This window comes from Streptomyces glaucus (assembly GCF_039533365.1).
GTDB classification, from domain to species: Bacteria; Actinomycetota; Actinomycetes; order Streptomycetales; family Streptomycetaceae; genus Streptomyces; species Streptomyces glaucus.
Window position 1 is genome coordinate 1 of record NZ_BAAATK010000056.1, and the last position, 24,948, is coordinate 24,948.

The following is a 24,948-nucleotide window of genomic DNA, read 5'->3' on the forward strand; positions in this document are numbered from 1 at the left end:
CGCCGCCGGGCCGGCCGCCCGCCCTCCCGCGCGCCGCCGGTGCGGCCGGCGCCGCTCCTCGCGCCGGGCGTGCCGGCGCCCGCGGTACCCGGCTCCGCCCGGACGCCCTGTTCCTCGGCGGAGCCGCCGGCGCCCGGCTCGGCCGGGGCGTCGTCGTGGTCGGGTCGCTCGGTGTTCACCGCATCGCTCCTTCGGCTGCGCGACTGTCCCGGACGACCCGCCCGCTTCGCGCACGGGCCGCCGGCGGGTCGTGTTCCGCGTCCCTCCACGGGGGACGGCGATGGGACGCGGCGGGGGAGCGCCCGGTTCCCCACCGGGGCGGGGTCCGCTCAGCCGCCGTAGTCCGGCATCGCGTCCAGCAGCCGCGCCGACGCCGGCGGCACCGTCACGCCGTGGAGGCGCGCGGGGGAGACCGGGGCGGGGGGCGTCCGCTCGGGGGCCGCCCAGTGCGGCACCATCCGGGCGCAGTCGCCGCGCAGCGACGCCAGGTCGCCGTCGGGGTCGGCCGGGGCGTACGCGGGAGCCTTCGGATCCGTCATAGCGGCACCGTAGGCATGCCCGATCCTGCGAAGAAAGATCTACTATCGGGTAGTTTTCCCCGCTTCAGCGGGCGTCCGCCCACCGGGTAGCGTGAACTGTCACACCGCCTCCCTCAGGAGAGAGTCCACGTCGTGCGCATCGCAGTCACCGGCTCCATCGCCACCGACCACCTCATGACCTTCCCCGGCCGCTTCGCCGACCAGCTCGTCGCGGACCAGCTGCACACGGTCTCGCTCTCCTTCCTGGTCGACCAGCTCGACGTGCGCCGGGGCGGCGTCGGCGCGAACATCGCCTTCGGCATGGGCCAGCTCGGCACCCGGCCGATCCTGGTGGGCGCGGCGGGCTCCGACTTCGACGAGTACCGGGCCTGGCTGGACCGCAACGGGGTCGACACCGACTCCGTCCGCATCTCCGAGACCCTGCACACCGCCCGCTTCGTCTGCACGACCGACGCCGACCACAACCAGATCGGGTCCTTCTACACGGGCGCCATGAGCGAGGCCCGCCTGATCGAGCTGCAGACCGTCGCCGACCGCGTCGGCGGCCTCGACCTGGTCCTCATCGGCGCGGACGACCCGGAGGCGATGCTCCGGCACACCGAGGAGTGCCGCTCCCGGAACATCCCGTTCGCCGCCGACTTCTCCCAGCAGATCGCCCGCATGGACGGCGAGGAGATCCGGATCCTGCTCGACGGGGCGACGTACCTGTTCTCCAACGAGTACGAGAAGGGCCTCATCGAGTCCAAGACCGGCTGGAGCGACGCCGAGATCCTCTCCCGGGTCGGCCACCGCGTGACCACGCTCGGCGCGCGCGGCGTGCGCATCGAGCGGGCCGGCGCGGACCCGGTCGAGGTCGGCTGCCCGGAGGAGGAGCGCAAGGCCGACCCCACCGGCGTCGGCGACGCCTTCCGCGCCGGTTTCCTCTCCGGCCTCGTCTGGGGCGTGTCCCTGGAGCGGGCCGCCCAGGTCGGCTGCATGCTCGCCACGCTGGTCATCGAGACGGTCGGCACCCAGGAGTACCAGCTGCGCCGGGCCCACTTCATGGAGCGCTTCACCAAGGCCTACGGCCACGAGGCCGCCGCCGAGGTGCAGGAGCACCTGGCCTGAGTCAGGAGAGCCGGCGGACCGTGAACGCGCAGCCGCGGTCCGCCGGCTCCTCGCCGACGTACTCCTGCCCGCGCATCGCGCACCACGCCGGGATGTCCAGCCGCGCCGCCTCGTCGTCCGCGAGCACCCGGACGGTCCCGCCCACCGGGACGTCCCCGATCACCTTCGCCAGCTCGATCACCGGGACCGGGCAGAGCTTGCCGACCGCGTCGACGACGAGCGCGCCCTCGCGCACGGCCGCCGCCGGCGCCGGCGCCCCGAGCTTCTCCCGGACCCCCGCCACCGCGTCCGGCAGCGCCGCCAGGAACCGCTCCACGTCCTCGGCCGGCGTCCCCGGCGGCAGCGACACCCGCACGTTGCCCTCGCTCAGCACCCCCATCGCCTTGAGCACATGGCTGGGCGTCAGCGTGCTGCTCGTGCACGACGAACCGGACGAAACGGAGAAGCCGGCCCGGTCCAGCTCGTGCAGCAGCGCCTCCCCGTCGACGTAGAGGCAGGAGAAGGTGACGACGCCGGGCAGCCGGCGCACCGGGTCGCCCACCACCTCCACGTCCGGCACCAGCTCGGGCACCCGCGCCCGGATCCGCTCCGTCAGCTCCCGCAGCCGCGCCGCCTCTTCGGCCGCCTCGGCCCGTACCGCCCGCAGCGAGGCCGCCGCGGCCACGATCGCCGGGATGTTCTCGAACCCGGCCGCCCGCCCCGACTCCCGCTCGTCCGCCGGTCCCTGGGGCGCGAACCGCACCCCCTTGCGCACGACGAGCAGCCCGACCCCCGACGGCCCGCCCCACTTGTGGGCGCTGGCCGCGAGCAGCGACCAGTCGCCCCCGACCCGCCCCCACCCCAGCGACTGCGCCGCGTCCACCAGCAGCGGCACCCCCGCCGCACGGCACGCCTCGGCCACCTCGGCCACCGGCTGCTCCGTGCCCACCTCGTGGTTGGCCGACTGCAGACAGGCCAGCGCGGTGTCCGGGCGCAGGGCGGCCGCGTACGCCTCCGGCGCCACCGCACCCGTACGGTCCACCGCCACCCGGGTGACCGGTCCGCCGCCGGCCTCGTGCACCTCGGCCGCGTGCAGCACCGAGGAGTGTTCGACCGCTGACACGATCAGGTGACGCCCGGCGCGCCGCCGTCCGGCCAGCGCCCCCGCGATGCCGGAGTGCACCGCCCGCGTGCCGGAGGAGGTGAACACCACCTCGTCCGGCCGGCATCCGACCAGCTCCGCGGCCGTCTCGCGCGCGGCGTCCAGCAGCAGACGGGCCCGGCGGCCCTCCCGGTACAACCGCGCGGGATCGGCCCACCCCTCGTCGAGGGAGGCCAACAGGGCCTGACGGGCGACGGGGTGGAGCGGAGCGGCGGACGCGGCATCGAAGTAGGACACACCGCAACGCTAAGCGCCCGAGGGGGCGAACGCTAAGCGCCCGAGGGGCGCGGGACGGCACCGGTGCGCGACCGCGCCGCGCGGGCACGCCGCACCCGCACCACCCGTCCCCGCCGCGCGAGTCGGGGCCCCGAGCCGGCAAGCGCCCCTCGGAGTGACCCGCGGCGCGTATGGGCACCCTCCCCGCGACCCCCCGGAGGGCGTCGGCTAGGGTTTGGTCCGCATAAACATCCAAACCCCTGCCCGACGCAGGGCGGCGACCGACCAGCGAGAAGGCCGCAGCCGATGCGCGCGGGCGAGACTCTCGGGAAGGCGCTACGTGAGTCCCAACGGCTCCGACCGCTCGCCGCGGCGCCCGATGCGGCGGAAGCTGCTGCAGGCACTGACCGCGGGCCTGGTCCTGGCGACCGCCACCGGTTGCACATGGGAGGACTTCCCCCGCCTTGGCATGCCCACCCCCACCACGGAAGAGGCTCCGCGGATCCTCTCCCTGTGGCAGGGGTCCTGGGCTGCCGCGCTCGCCGTCGGCGTGCTGGTGTGGGGCCTGATCCTGTGGAGTGCTTTCTTCCACCGGCGCAGCCGCACCAAGGTCGAAATCCCCCCGCAGACCCGGTACAACATGCCCATCGAGGCGCTGTACACGGTCGTCCCGCTCATCATCGTCTCGGTGCTCTTCTACTTCACCGCCCGCGACGAGTCCGAGCTTCTCAAGCTGGAGAAGAAGCCCGACGTCACGGTCAACGTGGTCGGTTTCCAGTGGAGCTGGTGCTTCAACTACGTCGAGAGCGTCGACGGTTCCTCCGGTGACGCCAGGACCGCCAAGGAACTGGACGCGGTCCCCGACCGCTACAAGGAGGCGTTCCCGGCGAACGCCGGCGGCGTCCACGACTGCGGCATCCCCTCCACGCGCAACCCGCAGACGGGCAACCCGGGCCCGACCCTGTGGCTGCCCGAGGGCAAGCGGGTCCGCTTCGTCCTGACCTCGCGTGACGTCATCCACTCCTTCTGGGTGGTGCCGTTCCTGATGAAGCAGGACGTCATCCCGGGCCAGACCAACGCCTTCGAGGTGACCCCCAACCGGGAGGGCACCTTCAAGGGCAAGTGCGCCGAGCTCTGCGGCGTCGACCACTCCCGGATGCTGTTCAACGTGAAGGTCGTCTCCCCCGAGCGCTACGAGCAGCACCTCAAGGACCTCGTGAAGAAGGGGCAGACCGGTTACGTTCCCGCCGGCATCGAGCAGGCGGGTCCCGAGAAGAACCGGGAGTCGAACATCCTGTGAGCATCCTCAACGAACCCCAGGGTGCCGCGGCGGCAGGGTCCCACTATGAGGACGAGCTGCCGGTCCGGCGCCAGAAGCGCGGCAGCGTCGTGATCAAGTGGCTGACGACCACGGACCACAAGACGATCGGCACGCTGTATCTGGTCACGTCGTTCGCGTTCTTCTGCATCGGCGGCGTCATGGCGCTGTTCATGCGCGCCGAGCTGGCCCGGCCGGGCCTGCAGATCATGTCGAACGAGCAGTTCAACCAGGCGTTCACGATGCACGGCACGATCATGCTGCTGATGTTCGCGACGCCGCTGTTCGCCGGTTTCGCCAACTGGATCATGCCGCTGCAGATCGGCGCGCCGGACGTGGCCTTCCCCCGGCTGAACATGTTCGCCTACTGGCTGTACCTGTTCGGCTCGCTCATCGCGGTGGGCGGTTTCCTCACCCCGCAGGGCGCGGCCGACTTCGGCTGGTTCGCCTACGCCCCGCTGTCGGACGCGGTGCACTCGCCGGGTCTGGGCGGTGACCTGTGGATCATGGGCCTGGCCTTCTCCGGCTTCGGCACGATCCTCGGCTCGGTCAACTTCATCACCACGATCATCTGCATGCGCGCGCCGGGCATGACCATGTTCCGCATGCCGATCTTCACCTGGAACGTGCTGCTGACCGGTGTCCTGGTCCTGCTGGCCTTCCCCGTGCTGGCGGCGGCGCTGTTCGCGCTGGAGGCGGACCGCAAGTTCGGCGCCCACGTCTTCGACGCGGCCAACGGCGGCGCGCTGCTGTGGCAGCACCTGTTCTGGTTCTTCGGCCACCCCGAGGTGTACATCATCGCGCTGCCGTTCTTCGGCATCATCTCCGAGGTGATCCCGGTCTTCTCCCGCAAGCCGATGTTCGGCTACATGGGACTGGTCGGCGCGACGATCGCGATCGCGGGTCTGTCCGTGACGGTGTGGGCGCACCACATGTACGTCACCGGCGGTGTGCTGCTGCCGTTCTTCTCCTTCATGACCTTCCTGATCGCCGTCCCGACCGGTGTGAAGTTCTTCAACTGGATCGGCACCATGTGGAAGGGCTCGCTGTCCTTCGAGACGCCGATGCTGTGGGCGATGGGCTTCCTCATCACCTTCACCTTCGGTGGTCTGACCGGCGTCATCCTGGCCTCGCCGCCGATGGACTTCCACATCTCCGACTCGTACTTCGTGGTGGCCCACTTCCACTACGTCGTCTTCGGCACCGTCGTGTTCGCGATGTTCGCCGGCTTCCACTTCTGGTGGCCGAAGTTCACCGGCAAGCTGCTCGACGAGCGCCTCGGCAAGATCACCTTCTGGACGCTGTTCATCGGCTTCCACGGCACCTTCCTGGTCCAGCACTGGCTGGGCGCCGAGGGCATGCCGCGCCGGTACGCCGACTACCTGGCGGCCGACGGCTTCACCGCCCTGAACACGATCTCGACGATCGCCTCGTTCCTGCTCGGCATGTCGATCCTGCCGTTCTTCTACAACGTGTGGAAGACGGCCAAGTACGGCAAGCCGGTCGGCGTGGACGACCCGTGGGGCTACGGCCGCTCGCTGGAGTGGGCCACCTCCTGCCCGCCGCCGCGGCACAACTTCCTCACCCTGCCGCGGATCCGCAGTGAATCCCCGGCGTTCGACCTGCACCACCCGGAGATCGCCGCTCTCGACCAGCTCGAGAACGTCGGCCACGGCGACAAGGCCCTCGCTGGCGGCAAGGAGGCCGGCAAGTGAAGATCCAGGGCAAGATGTTCATGTGGCTGAGCGTCTTCATCCTCGTCATGGCGGTCGTCTATGGCGTGTGGTCGAAGGAGCCGGCCGGTACCACCGCCCTCTTCCTGGCCTTCGGCCTGGCCATCATGATCGGCTTCTACCTCGGCTTCACGGCCAAGCGGGTCGACGTGGGCGCCCAGGACGACAAGGAAGCGGACGTCGCGGACGACGCCGGCGAGGTCGGGTTCTTCAGCCCGCACAGCTGGCAGCCGCTCTTCCTGGCGGTCGGCGGCGCGTTCGCCTTCCTGGCGGTCGCGGTCGGCTGGTGGCTGATGTACTTCTCGGCGCCGCTGATGCTGATCGCCCTCTGGGGCTGGGTCTTCGAGTACTACCGCGGTGAGAACCGCACCCAGTGACCCGCGCCGAGCGCACCGGGGCCCGGACACTCCGTCAGGAGCGTCCGGGCCCCTGCTCGTGCCGCACCGCGGATCCCCCGCTCGGCTTTCCCACCGCGCCGCCGCCCGGGAAGATCCTTAGCGTGAGGTCATGAGCCACACCGCTGATTCCCGGGGTGCCGCAGCCGGCCCGCGCACCCCTGCCGCCGTCGGCTGCACCCTGCTGGTGATCGCCCTCGGCGCGGGTGCCACCTCCTGCGACAGCGGCCATCCGCTGGCGGCCGAACCGTACGACGCGACCGACCGGATCTCCTTCAGCGGCTCCGTCGGCCCCGGGAAGAAGGCCGATCCGGACCAGCCCCTGGAAGTCGTCGCCAAGGACTCCGACGGGCGCATCACGGACGTCACCGTCCACGACGCCACAGGCCGGTACGTCGCGGGCGAACTCGCCGCCGACGGCAGCCGCTGGCACAGCACCTCGCCGCTGGCCGCCGACGCCCGCTACACGGTCCGGGTGAGCACCGAGAACCAGGACGGGGCGCCCGGCCGCAAGGTCCTCACCTTCGACACCGGCAGACCCCTGACCAAGAAGCGCCTGGACGTCGACCTCGGACCCGGGAAGGGCACGTACGGTGTCGGCCGGCCCGTCACGGCCGAACTGAACCGGCCCGTCCGGGACCGGGCCCAGCGCGCCGTCGTCGAACGCGCCCTCAAGGTCGACTCCACGCCCGCCGTGCAGGGCGCCTGGCACTGGGTGAACGACCGGGAGCTCCACTACCGCCCCAAGGAGTACTGGCCCGCCCACGCCACCGTCCGGGTGCGCAGCAACCTGGCCGGCATCAAGGTCGGCGACCGGCTGTGGGGCGGCACGGCCGAACCCCTGGAGTTCAGCACGGGCGACCGGGTCGAGGCCCTCACGGACGCCGCCGCCCACTGGATGAAGGTCTACAAGAACGGCAAGGAGGTCCGGACCATCCCCGTCACCACCGGCAAACCCGGCTTCGAGACCCGCAACGGCATCAAGGTCGTCCTCGGCAAGGAACGCTTCGTGCGGATGCGCAGCAGCACCCTCGGCATCGCCGAGGACTCGGCCGAGTCCTACGACCTGCCCGTCCACTTCGCCACCCGCGTCACCTGGAGCGGCGAGTACGTGCACGCCGCCCCCTGGTCCGAGGGCTCCCAGGGCTCCGCCAACGTCAGCCACGGCTGCACCGGCATGAGCACCGGGAACGCCAAATGGTTCTTCGAGAACATCCGCGAGGGTGACGTCGTCAAGGTCGTCAACTCCCGGGGCGAGACGATGACGCCCTTCGGCAACGGCTTCGGCGACTGGAACCTGTCCTGGCGGAAGTGGCGCCAGGGCAGCGCCCTCACCACCGGCGACCCCGACGGCCCGGCCCCGGCCGGCCGCGCCGGGCTGAGACCCCAGAGCCGGTGAGAGCCCGCACCGGCCCGGCGGCGGACCTCAGGCGCGCTGCAGCCTCTTCTCCCGCAGCAGGGAGGCGAGCGCCGCCGCGAACTCCACCGGCTCCACCGGCAGCGTCACCGCGGCGTCCGCCCGGCTCCAGGTCGCCAGCCACGCGTCCTGCGGCCGTCCGATCAGCAGCAGCACCGGCGGGCAGTCGAACACCTCGTCCTTGATCTGGCGGCACATCCCCATGCCCCCCATGGGCACGGCCTCGCCGTCCAGGACGCAGACGTCGACCCCGCCCCTGCCCAGCTCCCGCAGCACCGCCTGGGGCGTCGCGCACTCCACGAACTCCACCACGGGGACGTCGGGCGCCGGACGCCGGCCGCCGGCCAGCCGCACCTGCTCGCGGGTGTGGGAGTCGTCGCTGTAGACCAGCACCGTGGCGGTCGGCTGCATGGTTCCTCCGTGACGTCAGCGTCGTAAGGACAGGCCCGATGGGCGGATGCTACTCCCTCGGACACCGCGTCCACAGTGGTGCGAACCGGGAAGACACTCCGAACGGCACCCCCCGGAGTGAGGGCGGGATAAGCGACCGACATAATGTCGGTCGTGGCGACAGCAACGACAGTAGAAACCGGGCACGCGCACCCGTCGGTCAATCGGCCGAACCTCACCAGCGTCGGAACCATCATCTGGCTGAGTTCCGAGCTGATGTTCTTCGCGGCCCTCTTCGCGATGTACTTCACCCTGCGCTCGGTGACCGGGCCCGACTTCTGGTCGGAGAAGGCCGACGCCCTGAACTTCCCGTTCTCGGCGACCAACACCACGATCCTGGTGCTCTCCTCCCTCACCTGCCAGCTCGGCGTGTTCGCCGCCGAGCGCGGTGACGTGAAGAAGCTCCGGATGTGGTTCATCGTCACCTTCATCATGGGTGCGATCTTCATCGGCGGCCAGGTCTTCGAGTACACCGAGCTGGTCAAGCACGAGGGCCTGTCGCTCTCGTCCGACCCGTACGGCTCGGTCTTCTACCTGACCACCGGCTTCCACGGCCTGCACGTGACGGGCGGTCTCATCGCCTTCCTGCTGGTCCTGGGCCGGACCTACGCGGCCCGGAGGTTCACCCACGAGCAGGCGACCGCCGCCATCGTCGTGTCCTACTACTGGCACTTCGTCGATGTGGTCTGGATCGGCCTCTTCGCCACGATCTACATGATCAAGTAATTCGCGGCCTCCCGCGACATCCCAGAAGCATCGACGCAGAAGATCCTGACACCGGGGTAATCCGTGAAAAAGCTCTCCGCACGACGACGCCATCCGCTGGCGGCGCTCGTCGTCCTACTCCTCGCGCTGGCATGCACCGGGGGGCTGTACGCCGCGTTCGCACCCGCGAGCAAGGCGCAGGCCGACGAAACCGCCCAGTCCCTCACCATCGAGGAGGGCAAGAAGCTCTACACCGTGGGCTGCGCCAGCTGCCACGGCACCGGTGGTCAGGGCACCTCCGACGGTCCGAGCCTGGTGGGCGTGGGCGCCGCGGCCGTCGACTTCCAGGTGGGCACCGGCCGTATGCCGGCCCAGCAGCCGGGCGCGCAGGTCCCGGACAAGCCGAACATCTACTCCCAGGCCCAGATCGACCAGCTGGCGGCGTACATCGCCTCGCTCGGCGCCGGCCCGGCCATCCCGACGGAGGAGCAGTACAGCCCCGAGGGTGCGGACATCGCCAAGGGCGGTGACCTCTTCCGTACCAACTGCGCGCAGTGTCACAATTTCACCGGTAAGGGCGGTGCGCTGACCCACGGCAAGTACGCGCCGAGCCTGGAGGACGTGTCCCCGCGGCACATCTACGAGGCCATGCAGACCGGCCCGCAGAACATGCCCTCCTTCCCCGACACCACGCTGACCGAGCAGAACAAGAAGGACATCATCGCGTACCTGAACGCGGTCAACGGCGAAGAGAGCGCGAGCTACGGCGGCCTCGAGCTGGGCGGCATCGGCCCCGTGGCCGAGGGTCTGTTCGGCTGGATCTTCGGTCTCGGCACCCTGGTCGCCGTCGCCGTGTGGGTTGCCGCTCGGACCGCAAAGGCCAAGAAGTCATGAGTAGCCAAGACATTCCCGAAGAGAACCTGCCCGCGCAGGGCACCACCCAGAGCGCGGTAGGCGTCGCGGACGAGAAGCACCCGTTCGCCGACCCGGGCCTGCCGCCCCACGAGCACCGGATCCAGGACGTCGACGAGCGGGCCGCCAAGCGGTCCGAGCGCACCGTCGCCCTGCTGTTCACGGTGTCGATGCTGGCCACCATCGGCTTCATCGCCTCGTTCGTGGCGATCCCGGTCGAGAAGACGCTCTACATCTTCCCGCTGGGCCGCATCAGCGCGCTGAACTTCGCGCTCGGCCTGACGCTCGGCATCGCCCTGTTCACCATCGGCGTGGGCGCGGTCCACTGGGCCCGCACGCTGATGTCCGACGCGGAGATCGCCGACGACCGTCACCCGATCGAGGCGGGCGAGCAGGTCCGCGCCAAGGTCCACGCCGACTTCCGGCAGGGCGCCAAGGAGTCCCAGCTGGGCCGGCGCAAGCTGATCCGCAACACCATGCTCGGCGCGCTCACGCTGGTGCCGCTCTCCGGTGTCGTGCTGCTGCGCGACCTCGGCCCGCTGCCCGGGGAGAAGCTGCGCCACACCCTGTGGTCCAAGGGCAAGCTGCTCGTCAACATGAACACGAACGAGCCGCTGCGTCCCTCCGACGTCGCCGTCGGCTCGCTCACCTTCGCCAAGCCCGAGGGCCTGGAGGAGCACGACCACGGGTTCCAGAACGAGATCGCCAAGGCCGCCCTGATGATCGTCCGGATCCAGCCGGAGGACATCAAGGACAAGCGCGAGCTCGAGTGGTCGCACGAGGGCATCGTCGCGTACTCGAAGATCTGCACCCACGTCGGCTGCCCGATCTCCCTGTACGAGCAGCAGACGCACCACGTGCTGTGCCCCTGCCACCAGTCCACCTTCGACCTCGCCGACGGCGCCCGGGTCATCTTCGGCCCCGCCGGTCACCCGCTGCCGCAGCTGCGCATCGGCGTGAACGACGAGGGCTACCTCGAAGCGCTCGGCGACTTCGAAGAGCCCGTCGGTCCTGCTTACTGGGAGCGCGGATGAGCACTACAGCCCCCAACGAGTCCCGCTCTCGCGGGAAGGCACCGGCCGGCGAGCGCCTCGCCGACTGGGCCGACGGCCGGCTGGGGATCTACTCCCTGGCCAAGGCCAACATGCGCAAGATCTTCCCGGACCACTGGTCCTTCATGCTGGGCGAGGTCTGCCTCTACACCTTCATCATCATCATCCTCACGGGTGTGTACCTGACGTTGTTCTTCCACCCGTCGATGAACGAGGTGGAGTACCACGGCTCCTACGTGCCCATGCAGGGCCAGCTGATGAGCGAGGCGTACAAGTCGACGCTGGACATCAGCTTCGACGTGCGCGGCGGTCTGCTGATCCGGCAGATCCACCACTGGGCCGCGGTCGTCTTCCTCGCCGGCATGTTCGTGCACATGATGCGCGTCTTCTTCACCGGCGCGTTCCGCAAGCCGCGCGAGGTCAACTGGCTGTTCGGCTTCCTGCTGCTCGTCCTCGGCATGTTCACCGGTTTCACCGGCTACTCGCTCCCGGACGACCTGCTCTCCGGCACCGGTGTCCGCTTCACCCAGGGCGCGATCCTGTCCGTGCCGATCGTCGGCACGTACATCTCGATGTTCCTGTTCGGCGGCGAGTTCCCCGGCGACGACTTCGTCGCCCGGTTCTACTCGATCCACATCCTGCTGCTGCCGGGCATCATGCTCGGGCTCGTGGTGGCCCACCTGATCCTGGTCTTCTACCACAAGCACACGCAGTTCGCGGGCCCCGGACGCACCAACAACAACGTCGTCGGCATGCCGCTGCTGCCGGTCTACATGGCGAAGGCCGGAGGCTTCTTCTTCCTGGTCTTCGGCGTCATCGCCGCCCTCGCCGGCATCGCGTCCATCAACCCGATCTGGGTGCTGGGCCCGTACCGTCCGGACCAGGTGTCCACGGGCGCCCAGCCCGACTGGTACATGGGCTTCGCCGAGGGCCTGGTCCGCGCCATGCCCGGCTGGGAGATCAACTTCTGGGGTCACACGCTGGCCCTGGGCGTCTTCATCCCGCTGGTGCTCTTCGGCCTGTTCCTCGCCGTGATGGCCCTCTACCCGTTCATCGAGGCCTGGATCACCGGGGACAAGCGTGAGCACCACCTGCTGGACCGGCCGCGCAACGCCCCGACCCGCACCGCCCTGGGCGTCGCCTGGGTCACCGCGTACATGATCATGCTGATCGGCGGTGGCAACGACATCATCGCCACCCACTTCAAGCTGTCGATCAACGCGGTCACCTGGTTCGTCCGGATCGGGTTCTTCGTCGGCCCGGTCATCGCCTTCGTCATCACCAAGCGGATCTGCCTCGGCCTGCAGCGCCGGGACAAGGAGAAGGTGCTGCACGGCCGCGAGACGGGCATCATCAAGCGACTGCCGCACGGCGAGTTCATCGAGGTGCACGAGCCGCTCAGCCAGGAGCAGCTGCACACCCTCACCGCGCACGAGCAGTACAAGCCGCTCGAACTCGGCCCGGCGGTCGACGAGAACGGCGTCCAGCGCAAGGTGACGGGCTCCGACCGGCTGCGCGCCAAGCTCAGCAAGGCGTACTACGGCGAGGAGTCCCAGGTTCCGAAGCCGACCGTCGAGGAGTACAAGGAGATCACGAGCGGCCACGGCCACCACTGATCACTGCGTCGCCACGCCACGGCCGAAGGGCCCCGTCCGGTGTTCGGACGGGGCCCTTCGCCCTGCCCGGGGGTGGATAGGGTGGGAGGCGCCCACGACGCGTACGACGACCAGGAGCGGCTGATGAGCGCTGTGACCCCCGCTGGAGGCGACACCGCGGCGGGCCGCACCTGGCCCGCCCTGCTGAACGGCCTGCTGGACGGCCGGGACCTGTCCTCCGACGACACCGCCTGGGCCATGGACCTGATCATGCGCGGGGAGGCGACCGACGCGCAGATCGCCGGGTTCGCGGTGGCGCTGCGGGCCAAGGGGGAGACCGTCGAGGAGATCTCCGGTCTCGTCCGGACCATGTACGAGCACGCCCACGTGATCCAGGTGCCGGGGGAGACCGTCGACATCGTCGGCACCGGCGGCGACGGCGCGAAGACGGTCAACATCTCCACCATGTCGGCGATCGTCGTCGCCGGCACCGGCGCCAGGGTCGTCAAGCACGGCAACCGGGCCGCGTCCTCGGCGTCCGGGGCCTCCGACGTGCTGGAGAAGCTCGGCGTCAATCTGGAACTGCCGCCGCGGCGGGTGGCGGAGGTCGCCGAGGAGGCCGGGATCACCTTCTGCTTCGCGGTGAAGTTCCACCCGGCGCTGCGCCACGTGGCCGCGGCACGCGGCCAGCTGGGGATCCGGACGACGTTCAACTTCCTCGGTCCGCTGACCAACCCGGCGCAGGTGAAGGCCCAGGCGGTGGGCGTCGCCGACCCGCGCATGGCGCCGATCGTCGCGGGCGTCTTCGCCGAGCGCGGCAACTCCTCGCTGGTGTTCCGGGGCGACGACGGCCTCGACGAGCTGACGGTCACCGCCACCTCCCGGGTGTGGGTCGTCCGCGACGGCAAGGTGACCGAGGAGACCTTCGACCCGCGGGACGTCGGCGTCGACCTGGTGCCGGTGGAGGCGCTGCGGGGCGCCGACGCCTCCTACAACGCCGAGGTGGCGCGGCGGCTGCTGGACGGTGAGACGGGGCCGGTGCGGGACGCCGTCCTGCTGAACTCCGCGGCGGCGCTGGTGGCGCTGGAGCCGACGACGGCGCCGCTGACCGAGCAGATCCGCGCCGGGATGGCGAAGGCGGCGGAGTCCATCGACTCGGGGGCGGCGAAGCGGACGCTGGAACGGTGGGTGGCCGCCAGCAACAAGTGAGCGGCTCCGCCCGGTGCCGGTGTCCCGCGGGGCGCCGGCACCTTCTGGTGTCCCGGTATCCGGACACCGGTTGCGCACCGGCGACCGGTTCGCATACGTTCCCGCACAGGTCATGAGCGACAGCCATCAGGCCCCGGCCGGCTGTCCGGCAACCCTCCGTCCGTGGCGGGGTGCCCCGGGTGAGGACCAGGCCGCAGTCAGCAAGGTCTGCGGCAAGCGCGGACCCCTCGCGAAACCAGGGGTCCTGGTCGTTCGAGGGAGCCTTCCGTGAGCAAGCGAATGCGCTAGGGCCGCAGAGCCCCGCCTCCGCACACCCTTCTCCGCCTTCCCCGCGCCCGAGCCGTGCGCGCTCGGGTGCCGGATCCGCCTGCCTTCCACGGGAGTACACCCATGTCCGTCTCCACCGCTGCCGCCACCGCCGCCGACCGGTCCGTCCGCGCCCCGCTGCCCGTCCTGGGCAGGGACGTCACCGTCCCGCTCGTCACCGGCGGCGAGGTCGCCTACGCCGCGCTCGACTACGCCGCCAGCGCCCCGGCCCTGCAGCGCGTGTGGGACGACGTGGCCGCCTACGCGCCGTACTACGGCAGCGTGCACCGCGGCGCCGGGTACCTCTCGCAGCTGTCCACCGACCTGTTCGAGAACGCCCGCAGGACCGTCGCCGGGTTCCTCGACTGCCGGGAGACGGACCAGGTGGTCTTCACCCGGTCCACCACCGACTCGCTCAACCTGCTGGCCCGCGCGCTCCCCGCCGGCTGCCGGGTCTTCGTCTTCGAGACCGAGCACCACGCCGCGCTGCTGCCCTGGCGGCACGCCGGGGTCACCTGCCTCGACGCCCCGCGCACCCCGGGCCAGGCCGTGGAGACCCTGGAGCGCGCCCTCGCCGGCCGCGAACCCCACGGGCCCGCCCTGGTCTGCGTCACCGGCGCCTCCAACGTCACCGGCGAGCTGTGGCCGGTGCGCGAGCTGGCCGCCGCGGCCCACGCGCACGGCGCCCGGATCGTGCTGGACGCCGCCCAGCTGGCGCCCCACCACCCCGTGTCCGTCCAGGACCTCGACGTCGACTGGGTCGCCTTCTCCGGGCACAAGCTGTACGCGCCCTTCGGCTCCGGCGTGCTCGCCGGCCGCGCCGACTGGCTGCGCGCGGCCGAGCCGTACCTCGCGGGCGGCGGCGCCAGCCGCCGGGTCGCCCGGCGCGCCGACGGGGGCGTGGACGTGGAGTGGCACGAGAGCGCCGCCCGTCACGAGGCCGGGTCGCCCAACGTCATCGGCGCCCACGCCGTCGCCTCCGCCTGCCGGGCCCTGACCGAGGCCGGGTTCGACACCCTCGTCGCCCGGGAGCAGCACCTGATCAGGAAGGTGCGGGACGGGCTCGCCGAGGTGCCGGAGGTCAGGGTCCTCTCCCTCTTCGGCGACGACGCCCCGCGCGTCGGCGTGCTCTCCTTCGTCGTCGAGGGCTGGAACAGCTCCCACTTCGCCGCCGCGCTGTCCGCCGAGTACGGCATCGGCGTCCGCGACGGCCTCTTCTGCGCCCACCCGCTGGTGCGCACCCTGCTCGGCAGCGACCCGCGGACCCGGGGCGAGTGCGGCGCGCCCGGGGCGGCGCCCGGCGAGACCTCCCTCGACGCCGTCCGGGTCAGCTTCGGCGCGGGCACGCCGGACGAGCACGTGGAGCGGTTCGTGCGGGCCGTGCGGGAGCTCGTGCGGGACGGCGCGAAGTGGAACTACCGCACGCAGGACGGCCGGTGCGTGCCCGACACCCCCGCCTGAACGCCGTGGCCGGACGACCGGGCGCCCGGCGGGATCACCCGCGGGGCGTGCCCGGCGACGGCGGCGTCAGCTGTCCAGCCCGATCGCGAACGCCGCCTCCAGGTCGTGCTGCGAGTACGTGCGGAACGCCACGTGCGTGTCCGTCGCCTCCACGCCCGGGATCTTGCTGATCCGGCCGGGGATGACCTCCGCGAGCTCCTCGTGCTCCCTCACCCGGACCATGGCGATCAGGTCGTAGGTGCCGGTGACCGAGAAGACCTCGCTGACGTTCTCCAGCGAGGCGATCCGTTCCGCGATCTCGGGGATCTGGTCCACGCTGGTCTTGATGAGGACGATCGCGGTGATCACGGCTGGTTCTCTCCCTCGGGGGCCGTCGCTGGGGCGCTGTTCACTCTAGTCGTACGGCCGGAGCACACCCATGCGAAGACGAAGCCCAGCCCGAACCCCACCAGGTGGGCGAGGTACGCCACCCCCGGACCCGCGCCGGCCCGGCCCGCCGCCAGCCACTGCAGCGCCGCCCAGAAGGGCAGCACGATCCACGCCGGGAAGCGCAGCGGCAGAAAGAACAGGAACGGCAGCAGGCTGGTCACCCGGGCCCGGGGGAACAGGTACAGGAACGCGCCGAGGACGGCCGAGATCGCTCCGGAGGCGCCGACCAGCGACTGCCGGGAGTCCGCGTTGTCGATCGCGTAGCCGAGCAGGGCGAGGTAGCCGCAGCCGAGGTAGAACAGGGTGAACCGGACCCGGCCCATGCGTTCCTCGGTCATCGCCCCGAAGACGTAGAGGAAGAGCAGGTTGCCGAGCAGGTGGACCCAGCTGCCGTGGACGAAGAGGGCCGTGGCGGGCGTGAGGGCGGCGCGGAGGGGGTCCTCGGACAGGTCCGCCGGGATCACGCCCCAGCGCCGGAAGTAGGCGCGCTGCGCGGCGAGCAGCTCGTCGCCGGAGCCGTACGCCGGGTTCAGGCCCGCGGCCGGGCCCGTCAGGAAGACCAGGCAGCACAGGGCGATCAGTCCGTACGTCACCGGCGCCGACGAGCCGGTGACCGCTCCGGCCGTCCTGCCGGCCGCACCGCTCCAGTTGCTGGTCATGACCACAGAGCATGACGTAACCGGGCGTATGTGCACAGACCGCCTCGCCGCCATGGGGGGACGGGTCACGGGTCGCCGCCAGGCCGTAGGGTTACGAGCCACACGCACCGGGAGCCCGGGGCGTCACGGACACTGGAAGAAAGCGGACGGTCACGATGACGGTTCCCCTGCCGACCGCCACCACGCGGTGGCGCTGCGCCCTGTGCGGCAACCTCACGCGCTTCGACGTGACCCGCTCGTCGAGGGTCGTGGAGTACGTCCACCTCGATCTGGCGGGCGAGCCCACGGTCGAGGAGCGCGAGGTGCTCGATGAGAGCATCGAGTCGGTGCGCTGCCGCTGGTGCAACGCCGTGGACCAGGTGGAGCTGGTGGACCGGCCGGGTGCCGGCTCCTGACGACGGGGGCCCCTCCGCTCGAGCGAGGCCGAGAGCGGGGGAGGGTCCCGCACAGCTAGTTAGTGGGGTGTGACGGATGGCGGAGACACGAGGCGGGGAGCCGGGCGACGGCGCCGCCGAGGTGCTCGACCGTCCGCTGCCCGACGGGGTGCGCCGGCGGGTCGTGCAGATCGTGTCCGACGGCTTCGGCGGACTGACCGTCGCCGAACTGCCCGCCCAGCTCAGGCAGTATGCCCGGTTCGCCCCGAACCGGCGGGCCAAGTTCGCGGGCAACGCCATGGCCGCGGCCCTGGAGACCGACCCGCTGTTCCGCCAGCGCATCGGCGAGAAGCTCAGAGAGGCCCAGCCGGAACTGGCCGGCGCCCTCGACTCCGGCTCCCCGCCCCCGGCCGCGGACCCGCTCGACGTGGCGGCCGCGGCCTACGTGCTGCGCCCGGCCGGCTGGGTGAAGCTGGTGACCGCCGCCGGCGAGGAGGCCCAGCGCGCGGACGCCGAACGCGCCGACGAGGAGACCCGGGCCGAGCTGGAGCGGCTGCGCGCCGAACTCGACCGGGCCCGGGAGCACACCAGGGCCGAGACCGAGCGGCTGCGCGCCGAGCTGGAGTCGGCGCGGAAGGAGACGGAATCGCTCCACCGCAAGCTCCGTGCCGCCCTCAGCGACGTCAAGCGGGGCGAGGCCGCGCTGCGCAAGGTGCGGGGCGAGATGGAGGCGGTGCGCGCCGAGGGACAGGCCCAGCTCTCCGCCGCCGAGAGCGAGGCCCGGCGGCTCAAGGCGCGGCTCGGCGAGACGGAGGCCGCCCTGGAGGCGGCGCGCAGGGCGGCGCGCGAGGGGCGCAGCGTCGAGGACATGCGCGTACGGCTGCTCCTGGACACCCTGCTGGACGCGACACAGGGGCTGCGGCGGGAACTCGCGCTGCCGCCGGTGTCGGTACGGCCCGCGGAGACCGTGGACGCCGTCGAGCCCGGCCGGATGACCCCGAAGGACATCGCCGCCCGGGCGCTGTCCGAGGACGATCCGGCCATCCTCGACCAGCTGCTCGCGCTGCCCCAGGCGCACCTGGTCGTCGACGGTTACAACGTCACCAAGACCGGCTATCCGCAGATGCCGCTGGAGAAGCAGCGCCTCAGGCTGCTCGGCCAGCTCTCGCAGCTCGCCGCGCAGACCAACGCCGAGGTGACGTGCGTCTTCGACGGGGCCGAGCTGGCCGCGCCGGTGCTGCTCGCGCCGCCGCGCGGGGTGCGCGTCCTGTTCTCCAAGCCGGGCGTCACCGCCGACGAGCTGATCCGCCAGCTGGTGCGCGCCGAGCCGCCGGGCCGGCCGATCGTCGTCGCCTCGACCGACCGCGAGGTGGCCGACGGGGTGGCCCGGGCGGGCGCCCGGCCGGTGGCGTCGGCGGTGCTGCTCAAGCGGCTCACGCGCGGCTGACGCGCCGCCGACTTGCGCCCTTTGGGGACGCCGTGTCCTTCCTGCGGTGTACCGGCGCATTGCCCGGATCTGCGGGCCCCTCACGCGACGCAGCGTCAACTGCATTGCACATTTCGTGAGTTGTATGTAAAGAATGATCCCCGCGAGGCGGATTTTGCAGCTGAGGATTTGATCTGATCACAACTGGGTCACTAGGGTCTGCCTCCGAACCTCCGCTCGGGTGTTCGCTCGCAAGGGGTGAGTGACGGCGGAGGGGACCGCCCACCGGTGTGTCGGTAGGCGGCTGGAGGAAGAAGGAGCTCGCCTCCGTGGCGTCCCACCGTCGTCCCAAGCAGCCGAGCCGCGCACGTGTGACCGTGCTGACCACCGCTGCCGCTGCTGCCGTCGCCCTGAGCTCGCAGGCCGCCAACGCCGCGCCGAGCGAGAAGCCGAGCAAGGACGAGGTCAAGGCAAAGGTCGACAAGCTCTACGAAGAGGCCGAGCAGGCCACCGAGAAGTACAACGGGGCCAGGGAGAAGCAGGAGAAGCTCCAGAAGGAGATCTCCACCATCCAGGACAACGTCGCCCGCGGCCAGGAGGAGCTCAACGAGCTGCGCGACGGCCTCGGCTCGATGGCCAGCGCCCAGTACCGCAGCGGCGGCCTCGACCCCTCCGTCCAGCTCTTCCTGTCCGCGGACCCCGACGACTACCTGGACAAGGCCTCCACGCTCGACCAGCTGAGCAGCCAGCAGGTCGAGGCGCTGAAGGAGATCCAGGAGAAGCAGCGCGAACTCGCCCAGCAGCGCTCCGAGGCCACCGAGAAGCTCAAGGACCTCGCCTCCACGCGGACCGAACTCGGCAACAAGAAGAAGGAGGTCCAGGGCAAGCTCGCCGCCGCGCAGAAGCTGCTCAACAGCCTCACCGCCGAGGAGAAGGCGGAACTCGCCGCCGAGCAGACCCGCGCCAGCCGCGCCAGCGAGCGCGAGGCCCTCACCGGCGGTGGCGGCACCTCCGACGCCCCCGGCACCTCCGGCACCTCCGCCAGCGGGCGGGCCGCCGCGGCCTACGCCGCCGCCCAGAGCAAGATCGGATCGCCGTACGTCTTCGGCGCCACCGGTCCGTCCTCCTTCGACTGCTCGGGCCTGACGTCGTGGGCGTACGCCCAGGCCGGCGTCTCCATCCCGCGCACCTCCGAGGCGCAGTCCCAGATCGGCACCCGGATCTCCTCGGTCAGCGACCTGAAGGTCGGCGACCTGGTCTTCTTCTTCAACGACCTGCACCACGTGGGCCTGTACGCGGGCAACGGCCAGGTCCTGCACGCGCCGCGCACCGGCACCGTCGTGCGCTACGAGTCGATGAACACCATCGGCGGTCCGTTCATGTGGGGCGTCCGCGTCTGACGCCCGCCCCTGCGGGGGCTCCCGGGAAGCGGCGGCCCTGCCGTCCGAACGGGCGAATCACGAGCCGCCGGCCGATCCCGTGCCCCGCCGTTGACCTGCGTCAGCGGCGGGGCCTTCCGGTTGCGGACCCCCGGCGGACTTTGGCCGGAGCGTACCGGCGCGGCTACTGTCTGCCGCGTTTCCCCCGGCCGCCGCGGCTGCGGCGCCGGGGGAGTCGTCCGTGTCCGCCAGCGGAAGGAGTGCGGCTTCCCGTGGGGTCTCATCGCCGCCTTGCACCGTCCGGATTCGACCGGGGCTCCAGCGTGGCGCTCACCCTCCTGTCGATAACGGCCGCCGCCCTGGCCGCCGTGCCCGCCACGGCCGAGCCGCGCGAGGACGCCCGTACGGCCGTGGACCGCCTCCACACGGAGGCCGAGAAGGCGACCGAGGCCTACAACGAGGCCGACGAACGCGCCGACGAGCTGCGCCGGAAGGCCGGCGCGGTGCGGGACCGCCTCGCCCGGCAGCAGGAGCGGGTCAACACCCTGCGGGAGGCGCTGGGTTCGCTCGCCGGCGCCCAGTACCGCTCCGGCGGCATCGACCCCTCCCTCGCGCTGCTGTTCTCCGACGACCCGGACGACTACCTCGACAAGGCGTCCGTGCTCGACCGGATCGGCGCTCGCCAGGCCGGCGAGCTCAAGGGGCTCCAGAAGGCCCTGCGCACCCTCGCCCAGGACCGCGCGGAGGCGGCGCGCACGCTCGCCGAGCTGACCCGCAGCCGCCGGGCCGCCGCCGTCCACAAGCGGACCGTGGAGCGGAAACTCTCCGCGGCCCGGCGGCTGCTGAACTCCCTGCCGGACGCCGAACGCGCCGCCTACGACCGCGCCTCCCGCACCGGCCCGGCCGTCCCGGCCGGCGCGGTCCCGGCCTCGGGACGCGCGGCCGCCGCCGTCGCCGCGGCCCGCTCGGCGCTCGGCAAGCCCTACATCTGGGGCGCCAACGGGCCGGGCGGCTTCGACTGCTCGGGCCTGACCCAGTGGTCGTACGCGCAGGCCGGCATCGCCCTGCCGCGCACCTCGCAGGCCCAGCGGTACGCCGGGCGGCAGATCCCGCTCTCCCAGGCGCGCCCCGGCGACCTGGTCGTCTACCGGGACGACGCCGGCCACGTCGCCATGTACGTGGGCGGCGGACAGGTGATCCACGCGCCCCGCCCGGGCGCGTCGGTGCGCTACGACCCGGTCGGGATGATGCCGGTCTCCTCGGTCACCAGGATCTGACGCGGCCCCGGGCGCCCCCGTACGATCGGGGACGTGGCTGGTCGCGGGTGGGTGCGGGGATCCGCGGTGGTGCTGCTCTGCCTGATGCTCGTCTCCCTGGTGGCGTGCGGCGGCCGGCCCGCCGCGGACCCCGCCCGGGCCGAGGTCCAGCGGGTCCTGGACCGGCGGGCGGACGCGCTCCTCGACCACGACGAGAACGCCTACCGGCGGACCGGCGCCGGCACCGGCTTCGACCGCCTGCGCGCGGTGCCGCTGGCGGGCTGGTCCTACCGCGTCACCGGCCTGCGCCGCAGCGGCGACACCGCCACCGTCGACGTCGAGCTGCGCTACCGCCTCCGGGGCTACGACCGGTCCCCCGTCACCGTCGGCCGCACCCTGCGGCTGAGCCGGACGCGGGACGAGGACGGCCGCGGCTGGCGCGTCGACTCCGACCGGCCCGCGCACAAGGCCGCCCGGCAGCTGTGGGACCAGGGCGCGGTGACCGCCGTCCGCGGCCGGGACAGCCTCGTCCTCGGGGCCGGGCAGCCCCGCGAGGCGCTGCGCCGCTACGCGGACCTGGCCGACCGGGCCGTGCCGGCGGTGTCCCGGGCGTGGGGCGCCGGCTGGGCCCGGCAGGTCGTCGTCCTGGTACCGGAGTCGCTGGAGGGGATGGCGGGCCTGCTCGGCTCGCCGGCCTCCTCCTACCGGGGGATCGCGGCGGTCACCACCGGGCGGACGGGCGCCCCGGCCGACGCGCCCGCCGACCGGATCGTCGTCAACCCCGACGCGTACGGCCTGCTCGGCGGCCTCGGCCGGCAGGTCGTGCTCACCCACGAGACCACCCATGTCGCCACCCGCGCCCACACCACCCCCGCCACGCCGCTGTGGCTGTCCGAGGGCTACGCCGACTGGGTCGGCCACCGCGGCAGCGGACGCGCCCCGTCCGACATCGCCCCGGAACTGGCCCGCGCGGTTCGTGCGGGCCGGGTGCCCGAGGCGCTGCCCGGGGACGGGGAGTTCGGCTTCACCGGCGCGGCGGACGGGCTGGCGCGGGCGTACGAGGGCGGCTGGGCGGCCTGCCGGATGATCGCGGACCGCTGGGGCGAGGAGCGCCTCGGCGCGTTCTACCGGGCCGTGGGCGCGCACGAGGAGCGGCAGGGGGCGGTGGAGGAGGCGATGCGGACGGTGCTCGGGACGACGCCGGAGGCCTTCACCGAGCGGTGGCGGGAGTATCTGCGGGCGCGGCTCGGCTGAGCGCCGGGCGCGGCCGCGCGGCCCCGCCCGGGTGCGGTGGCCGGGCAGGCGTCCCGCACCGGCGCCCGCGCCGCCCCGGCGGGCCCGGCGTCAGGGGGAGACCGGCGTCTCGCTGGTGCGGGCGGCCTGGGGCGGCAGGGCGACCGGGGCCCCGCGCGGGACCGTCGCGCGCCACAGGACGCGGGCCGCGAGCACCGCGGCGGCCACCAGCAGGCCGTTGCGGACGACGAGGAGGGTGACGCCGAGGGCGTCGCTGGCGACGACGTGCCCGAACCACAGCGGGAACTCCAGCACCGTCACGAAGCTCGCCGCCAGCACCAGGGCCACCGGCAGCCGCATCCGGCTCGCGTCGAAGCACCGGCAGACCGCCGCCAGGCCGACCAGCCACACCAGGTACTGCGGACTGATCACCCGGCTGGTGACGGTGAACAGCAGCACCGCCACGAACGCCGCGTCCGCGACCGTGTGCGCCTCCCACCGGGCGGCCAGCAGCCGCCACAGCAGCAGCCAGCCGAAGGCCGCCCCGGTGAGCGCCAGGGCGGCCGTGCTCACCACGTCCACGTACGGGCCGAGGAACTCCACCGAGCCGTAGTTGAGCAGCACCTGGCCCTCCCAGCCGAAGTGCCGGGCCACGTGGAAGACCAGCGAGCCCAGCGACTCCACCTCGGTGCCGCGGTCCCGCTGGAAGGTCAGGAAGGCGAACGCCCCCGGCATGGCGAGCGCGGCCGCCGCGGCCACCGCCGCGCCGGTCACCGCGGCCGCGGCCCAGCCGGCGCGGCCGCGCACGCCGGCCAGCAGCAGCACCGGCCACACCTTCAGCAGCGCCCCGAAGCCGGCCAGCGCGCCCATCACCCGGGGGTGCCGGGCGCCCGCGAGGAGCGCGGCCACCGCCACGGCGGTCACCATCACGTCGTAGCGCGCGTACACCGTCGGCCCGAGCAGGGGGACGCCGGCCACCCACACCCGGGCGCCGCGCGGCGTGCGGCCCGGGCGCCGGCCCGCGCACCACAGCAGGACGAAGACGGCCAGGTCGGCGGCGCAGGCCAGGGCGAAGAAGGCCGTGGCGTAGTCGAGGAAGGGCAGCAGCGCCGGGGAGAGGATCGCGAGGGCCGCGGCGGGCGGGTACTGCCAGGTGACGTCGTCCAGCGGGAACGTCCCGCCGCGCAGCACCTCGTACCAGCCCTGGTAGATCACGGAGACGTCGCTGGTCACGTCCGGGCCGGGGAAGACGTACACCTTGAGCACGAACAGCAGCAGCATCAGCCTCGTCGCGCCCCAGATCCCCAGCAGCCACGCCAGGGACCGCCCTGCGCCCGTCGTCTTCACCCGATGCCCTGCCCGTCCGCCGTCCGCCAAGGGGGCCATGATGGCCCGAACAGCTGTGTGCGTGCCACAAACGCGCCCGGTGAGGGCTGTGAGCAGCGCTCTTGTAGGGTCGACGGCGATGCACAAGACCCTGATCGTCACGAACGACTTCCCGCCCCGGCCGGGCGGGATCCAGGCCTTCCTGCACAACATGGCGCTGCGGCTCGACCCGGAGCGGCTGGTCGTCTACGCCTCCACCTGGAAGCGCGGCCGGGAGGGGGCCGAGGCGACCGCCGCCTTCGACGCCGAGCAGCCCTTCACCGTCGTCCGGGACGCGACGACGATGCTGCTGCCGACCCCGGGGGCCACCCGGCGGGCCGTCGGCCTGCTGCGGGAGCACGGGTGCACCTCGGTGTGGTTCGGCGCGGCGGCGCCGCTCGGGCTGATGGCGCCGGCGCTGCGCGCGGCCGGCGCCGAGCGGATCGTGGCCACCACCCACGGGCACGAGGCCGGCTGGGCGCAGCTGCCCGCCGCCCGCGGCCTGCTGCGGCGGATCGGGGAGGCCACGGACACGATCACCTACCTCGGCGAGTACACGCGGTCCCGGATCGCGGCCGCGCTCACCCCGCAGGCGGCGGCGCGGATGGCGCACCTGCCGCCCGGGGTCGACGAGAAGACCTTCCACCCGGCGTCCGGCGGCGCGGAGGTCCGGGCGCGGCTCGGGCTGACCGACCGGCCCGTGGTGGTGTGCGTGTCCCGGCTGGTGCGGCGCAAGGGACAGGACACGCTGATCCGGGCCATGCCCCGGATCCTGGCGGCCGAGCCCGACGCGGTGCTGCTGATCGTCGGGGGCGGCCCGTACGAGAGGGAGCTGCGCCGGCTCGCGCACGAGACCGGGGTCGCCGGCTCGGTCCGCTTCACGGGGGCCGTGCCCTGGTCCGAGCTGCCCGCCCACTACGGCGCCGGGGACGTGTTCGCCATGCCGTGCCGGACCCGGCGCGGCGGGCTGGACGTCGAGGGGCTGGGGATCGTCTACCTGGAGGCCTCCGCGACCGGTCTGCCCGTCGTCGCCGGGGACTCCGGCGGGGCCCCGGACGCGGTGCTCGACGGGGAGACCGGCTGGGTCGTGCGGGGCGGCTCCCCCGAACAGGCCGCCGACCGGATCGTCGCGCTCCTCGGCGACGCCGGGCTGCGCCGCAGGATGGGGGAGCGGGGCCGGGCCTGGGTCGAGGAGAAGTGGCGGTGGGACCTGCTCGCGGAGCGGCTGAAGACGCTGCTGTGAGCCGGGCGCGGGGCGGCCGGCCCCCGCA

General features: G+C 72.4%; 23 protein-coding genes and 1 riboswitch. Of the genes, 17 read left to right on the forward strand and 6 right to left on the reverse strand.

Annotated features, from left to right (window positions below):
* Positions 1-329 precede the first annotated feature (329 nt).
* Positions 330-539 carry a hypothetical protein gene (locus ABD363_RS28315; protein WP_344608591.1) on the reverse strand — a complete coding sequence of 70 codons (210 nt, stop codon included), beginning with the start codon at positions 537-539 and terminating at the stop codon, positions 330-332.
* A 132-nt stretch (positions 540-671) separates the two neighbouring features.
* Here ABD363_RS28315 and ABD363_RS28320 point away from each other — a divergent pair, with 132 nt between their 5' ends.
* Positions 672-1,646, forward strand: coding sequence for a carbohydrate kinase family protein (locus ABD363_RS28320; RefSeq protein WP_344608593.1), 975 nt, complete (start codon positions 672-674; stop codon positions 1,644-1,646).
* A gap of 1 nt (position 1,647) precedes the next feature.
* Here ABD363_RS28320 and ABD363_RS28325 read toward each other — a convergent pair whose 3' ends face one another.
* Entirely contained in the window at positions 1,648-3,024 is a 1,377-nt protein-coding gene (locus ABD363_RS28325; RefSeq protein ID WP_344608595.1) for a cysteine desulfurase/sulfurtransferase TusA family protein, read from the reverse strand.
* A gap of 319 nt (positions 3,025-3,343) precedes the next feature.
* Between ABD363_RS28325 and ctaC the strand changes: the two genes are divergently transcribed.
* From ctaC to ABD363_RS28345, 4 genes are all read left to right on the forward strand, one after another.
* Positions 3,344-4,303 (forward strand): aa3-type cytochrome oxidase subunit II, encoded by a 960-nt coding sequence (ctaC, locus tag ABD363_RS28330; RefSeq protein ID WP_344608597.1) that lies wholly within the window; start codon positions 3,344-3,346, stop codon positions 4,301-4,303.
* Entirely contained in the window at positions 4,300-6,036 is a 1,737-nt protein-coding gene (gene ctaD / locus ABD363_RS28335; RefSeq protein ID WP_344608599.1) for an aa3-type cytochrome oxidase subunit I, read from the forward strand. Before ctaC ends, ctaD begins: the two co-directional genes overlap by 4 nt.
* Positions 6,033-6,431 (forward strand): cytochrome c oxidase subunit 4, encoded by a 399-nt coding sequence (locus ABD363_RS28340; RefSeq protein WP_344608600.1) that lies wholly within the window; start codon positions 6,033-6,035, stop codon positions 6,429-6,431. The genes ctaD and ABD363_RS28340 overlap by 4 nt, the downstream gene beginning before the upstream one ends.
* 130 nt (positions 6,432-6,561) lie before the next feature.
* The gene (locus ABD363_RS28345) at positions 6,562-7,848 is read left to right on the forward strand and encodes a L,D-transpeptidase (protein WP_344608602.1); all 1,287 of its coding nucleotides are present in this window, start codon (positions 6,562-6,564) and stop codon (positions 7,846-7,848) included.
* A 27-nt stretch (positions 7,849-7,875) separates the two neighbouring features.
* Here the strand turns inward: ABD363_RS28345 and ABD363_RS28350 are convergent, their stop codons facing one another.
* Positions 7,876-8,277, reverse strand: a complete 402-nt coding sequence (locus tag ABD363_RS28350) for a response regulator (protein ID WP_344608604.1) — start codon at positions 8,275-8,277, stop codon at positions 7,876-7,878.
* 144 nt (positions 8,278-8,421) lie between these two features.
* Here ABD363_RS28350 and ctaE point away from each other — a divergent pair, with 144 nt between their 5' ends.
* The 6 genes from ctaE to ABD363_RS28380 all read left to right on the forward strand — a co-directional run bounded on the left by ctaE (position 8,422) and on the right by ABD363_RS28380 (position 15,556).
* Complete coding sequence (ctaE, locus tag ABD363_RS28355) at positions 8,422-9,042, forward strand: aa3-type cytochrome oxidase subunit III (protein WP_344608606.1); 621 nt, start codon at positions 8,422-8,424, stop codon at positions 9,040-9,042.
* Positions 9,043-9,105: 63 nt separating this feature from the next.
* Positions 9,106-9,915: a cytochrome bc1 complex diheme cytochrome c subunit gene (gene qcrC / locus ABD363_RS28360; protein ID WP_344608608.1), complete on the forward strand. Its 810-nt coding sequence runs from the start codon at positions 9,106-9,108 to the stop codon at positions 9,913-9,915.
* Positions 9,912-10,967: a cytochrome bc1 complex Rieske iron-sulfur subunit gene (gene qcrA / locus ABD363_RS28365; protein WP_344608610.1), complete on the forward strand. Its 1,056-nt coding sequence runs from the start codon at positions 9,912-9,914 to the stop codon at positions 10,965-10,967. The genes qcrC and qcrA overlap by 4 nt, the downstream gene beginning before the upstream one ends.
* Positions 10,964-12,601, forward strand: a complete 1,638-nt coding sequence (qcrB, locus tag ABD363_RS28370; protein WP_344608612.1) for a cytochrome bc1 complex cytochrome b subunit — start codon at positions 10,964-10,966, stop codon at positions 12,599-12,601. The genes qcrA and qcrB overlap by 4 nt, the downstream gene beginning before the upstream one ends.
* A gap of 123 nt (positions 12,602-12,724) precedes the next feature.
* The gene (trpD, locus tag ABD363_RS28375) at positions 12,725-13,789 is read left to right on the forward strand and encodes an anthranilate phosphoribosyltransferase (RefSeq protein WP_344608614.1); all 1,065 of its coding nucleotides are present in this window, start codon (positions 12,725-12,727) and stop codon (positions 13,787-13,789) included.
* A 108-nt stretch (positions 13,790-13,897) separates the two neighbouring features.
* Positions 13,898-14,014: riboswitch (SAM riboswitch) on the forward strand.
* Positions 14,015-14,179: 165 nt separating this feature from the next.
* Positions 14,180-15,556, forward strand: a complete 1,377-nt coding sequence (locus ABD363_RS28380; protein ID WP_344608616.1) for an aminotransferase class V-fold PLP-dependent enzyme — start codon at positions 14,180-14,182, stop codon at positions 15,554-15,556.
* Between the two features lie 66 nt (positions 15,557-15,622).
* Here the strand turns inward: ABD363_RS28380 and ABD363_RS28385 are convergent, their stop codons facing one another.
* Positions 15,623-15,904, reverse strand: a complete 282-nt coding sequence (locus tag ABD363_RS28385) for an Lrp/AsnC family transcriptional regulator (protein ID WP_344608618.1) — start codon at positions 15,902-15,904, stop codon at positions 15,623-15,625.
* On the reverse strand, positions 15,901-16,644 hold the full coding sequence (locus ABD363_RS28390; RefSeq protein WP_344608620.1) for a rhomboid family intramembrane serine protease: 744 nt from the start codon (positions 16,642-16,644) through the stop codon (positions 15,901-15,903). Before ABD363_RS28390 ends, ABD363_RS28385 begins: the two co-directional genes overlap by 4 nt.
* A 155-nt stretch (positions 16,645-16,799) precedes the next feature.
* Between ABD363_RS28390 and ABD363_RS28395 the strand changes: the two genes are divergently transcribed.
* The 5 genes from ABD363_RS28395 to ABD363_RS28415 all read left to right on the forward strand — a co-directional run bounded on the left by ABD363_RS28395 (position 16,800) and on the right by ABD363_RS28415 (position 22,333).
* A complete protein-coding gene (locus tag ABD363_RS28395; protein ID WP_344608622.1) occupies positions 16,800-17,039 on the forward strand; it encodes a hypothetical protein in 240 nt (79 codons plus the stop codon).
* Positions 17,040-17,115: 76 nt separating this feature from the next.
* Positions 17,116-18,465, forward strand: a complete 1,350-nt coding sequence (locus tag ABD363_RS28400) for an NYN domain-containing protein (protein WP_344608624.1) — start codon at positions 17,116-17,118, stop codon at positions 18,463-18,465.
* 308 nt (positions 18,466-18,773) lie between these two features.
* On the forward strand, positions 18,774-19,844 hold the full coding sequence (locus ABD363_RS28405) for a C40 family peptidase (protein ID WP_344608626.1): 1,071 nt from the start codon (positions 18,774-18,776) through the stop codon (positions 19,842-19,844).
* Positions 19,845-20,095: 251 nt separating this feature from the next.
* A complete protein-coding gene (locus ABD363_RS28410) occupies positions 20,096-21,100 on the forward strand; it encodes a C40 family peptidase (protein WP_344608628.1) in 1,005 nt (334 codons plus the stop codon).
* A 33-nt stretch (positions 21,101-21,133) separates the two neighbouring features.
* A complete protein-coding gene (locus tag ABD363_RS28415) occupies positions 21,134-22,333 on the forward strand; it encodes a hypothetical protein (RefSeq protein ID WP_344608630.1) in 1,200 nt (399 codons plus the stop codon).
* Between the two features lie 90 nt (positions 22,334-22,423).
* Here the strand turns inward: ABD363_RS28415 and ABD363_RS28420 are convergent, their stop codons facing one another.
* Complete coding sequence (locus ABD363_RS28420) at positions 22,424-23,659, reverse strand: glycosyltransferase 87 family protein (protein WP_344608632.1); 1,236 nt, start codon at positions 23,657-23,659, stop codon at positions 22,424-22,426.
* A gap of 118 nt (positions 23,660-23,777) precedes the next feature.
* Here ABD363_RS28420 and ABD363_RS28425 point away from each other — a divergent pair, with 118 nt between their 5' ends.
* Positions 23,778-24,920, forward strand: a complete 1,143-nt coding sequence (locus ABD363_RS28425; protein WP_344608634.1) for a glycosyltransferase family 4 protein — start codon at positions 23,778-23,780, stop codon at positions 24,918-24,920.
* Positions 24,921-24,948: the final 28 nt, after the last annotated feature.

Excerpts from the sequence above, each read along its gene's own strand:
- ABD363_RS28315 (WP_344608591.1), bottom strand. The coding sequence starts at position 539 with ATGACGGATCCGAAGGCTCCCGCGTACGCCCCGGCCGACCCCGACGGC.
- ABD363_RS28345 (WP_344608602.1), top strand. The coding sequence starts at position 6,562 with ATGAGCCACACCGCTGATTCCCGGGGTGCCGCAGCCGGCCCGCGCACC.
- ABD363_RS28350 (WP_344608604.1), bottom strand. The coding sequence starts at position 8,277 with ATGCAGCCGACCGCCACGGTGCTGGTCTACAGCGACGACTCCCACACC.
- ctaE (WP_344608606.1), top strand. The coding sequence starts at position 8,422 with ATGTCGGTCGTGGCGACAGCAACGACAGTAGAAACCGGGCACGCGCAC.
- qcrA (WP_344608610.1), top strand. The coding sequence starts at position 9,912 with ATGAGTAGCCAAGACATTCCCGAAGAGAACCTGCCCGCGCAGGGCACC.
- qcrB (WP_344608612.1), top strand. The coding sequence starts at position 10,964 with ATGAGCACTACAGCCCCCAACGAGTCCCGCTCTCGCGGGAAGGCACCG.
- trpD (WP_344608614.1), top strand. The coding sequence starts at position 12,725 with ATGAGCGCTGTGACCCCCGCTGGAGGCGACACCGCGGCGGGCCGCACC.
- ABD363_RS28380 (WP_344608616.1), top strand. The coding sequence starts at position 14,180 with ATGTCCGTCTCCACCGCTGCCGCCACCGCCGCCGACCGGTCCGTCCGC.
- ABD363_RS28390 (WP_344608620.1), bottom strand. The coding sequence starts at position 16,644 with ATGACCAGCAACTGGAGCGGTGCGGCCGGCAGGACGGCCGGAGCGGTC.
- ABD363_RS28395 (WP_344608622.1), top strand. The coding sequence starts at position 16,800 with ATGACGGTTCCCCTGCCGACCGCCACCACGCGGTGGCGCTGCGCCCTG.
- ABD363_RS28400 (WP_344608624.1), top strand. The coding sequence starts at position 17,116 with ATGGCGGAGACACGAGGCGGGGAGCCGGGCGACGGCGCCGCCGAGGTG.
- ABD363_RS28425 (WP_344608634.1), top strand. The coding sequence starts at position 23,778 with ATGCACAAGACCCTGATCGTCACGAACGACTTCCCGCCCCGGCCGGGC.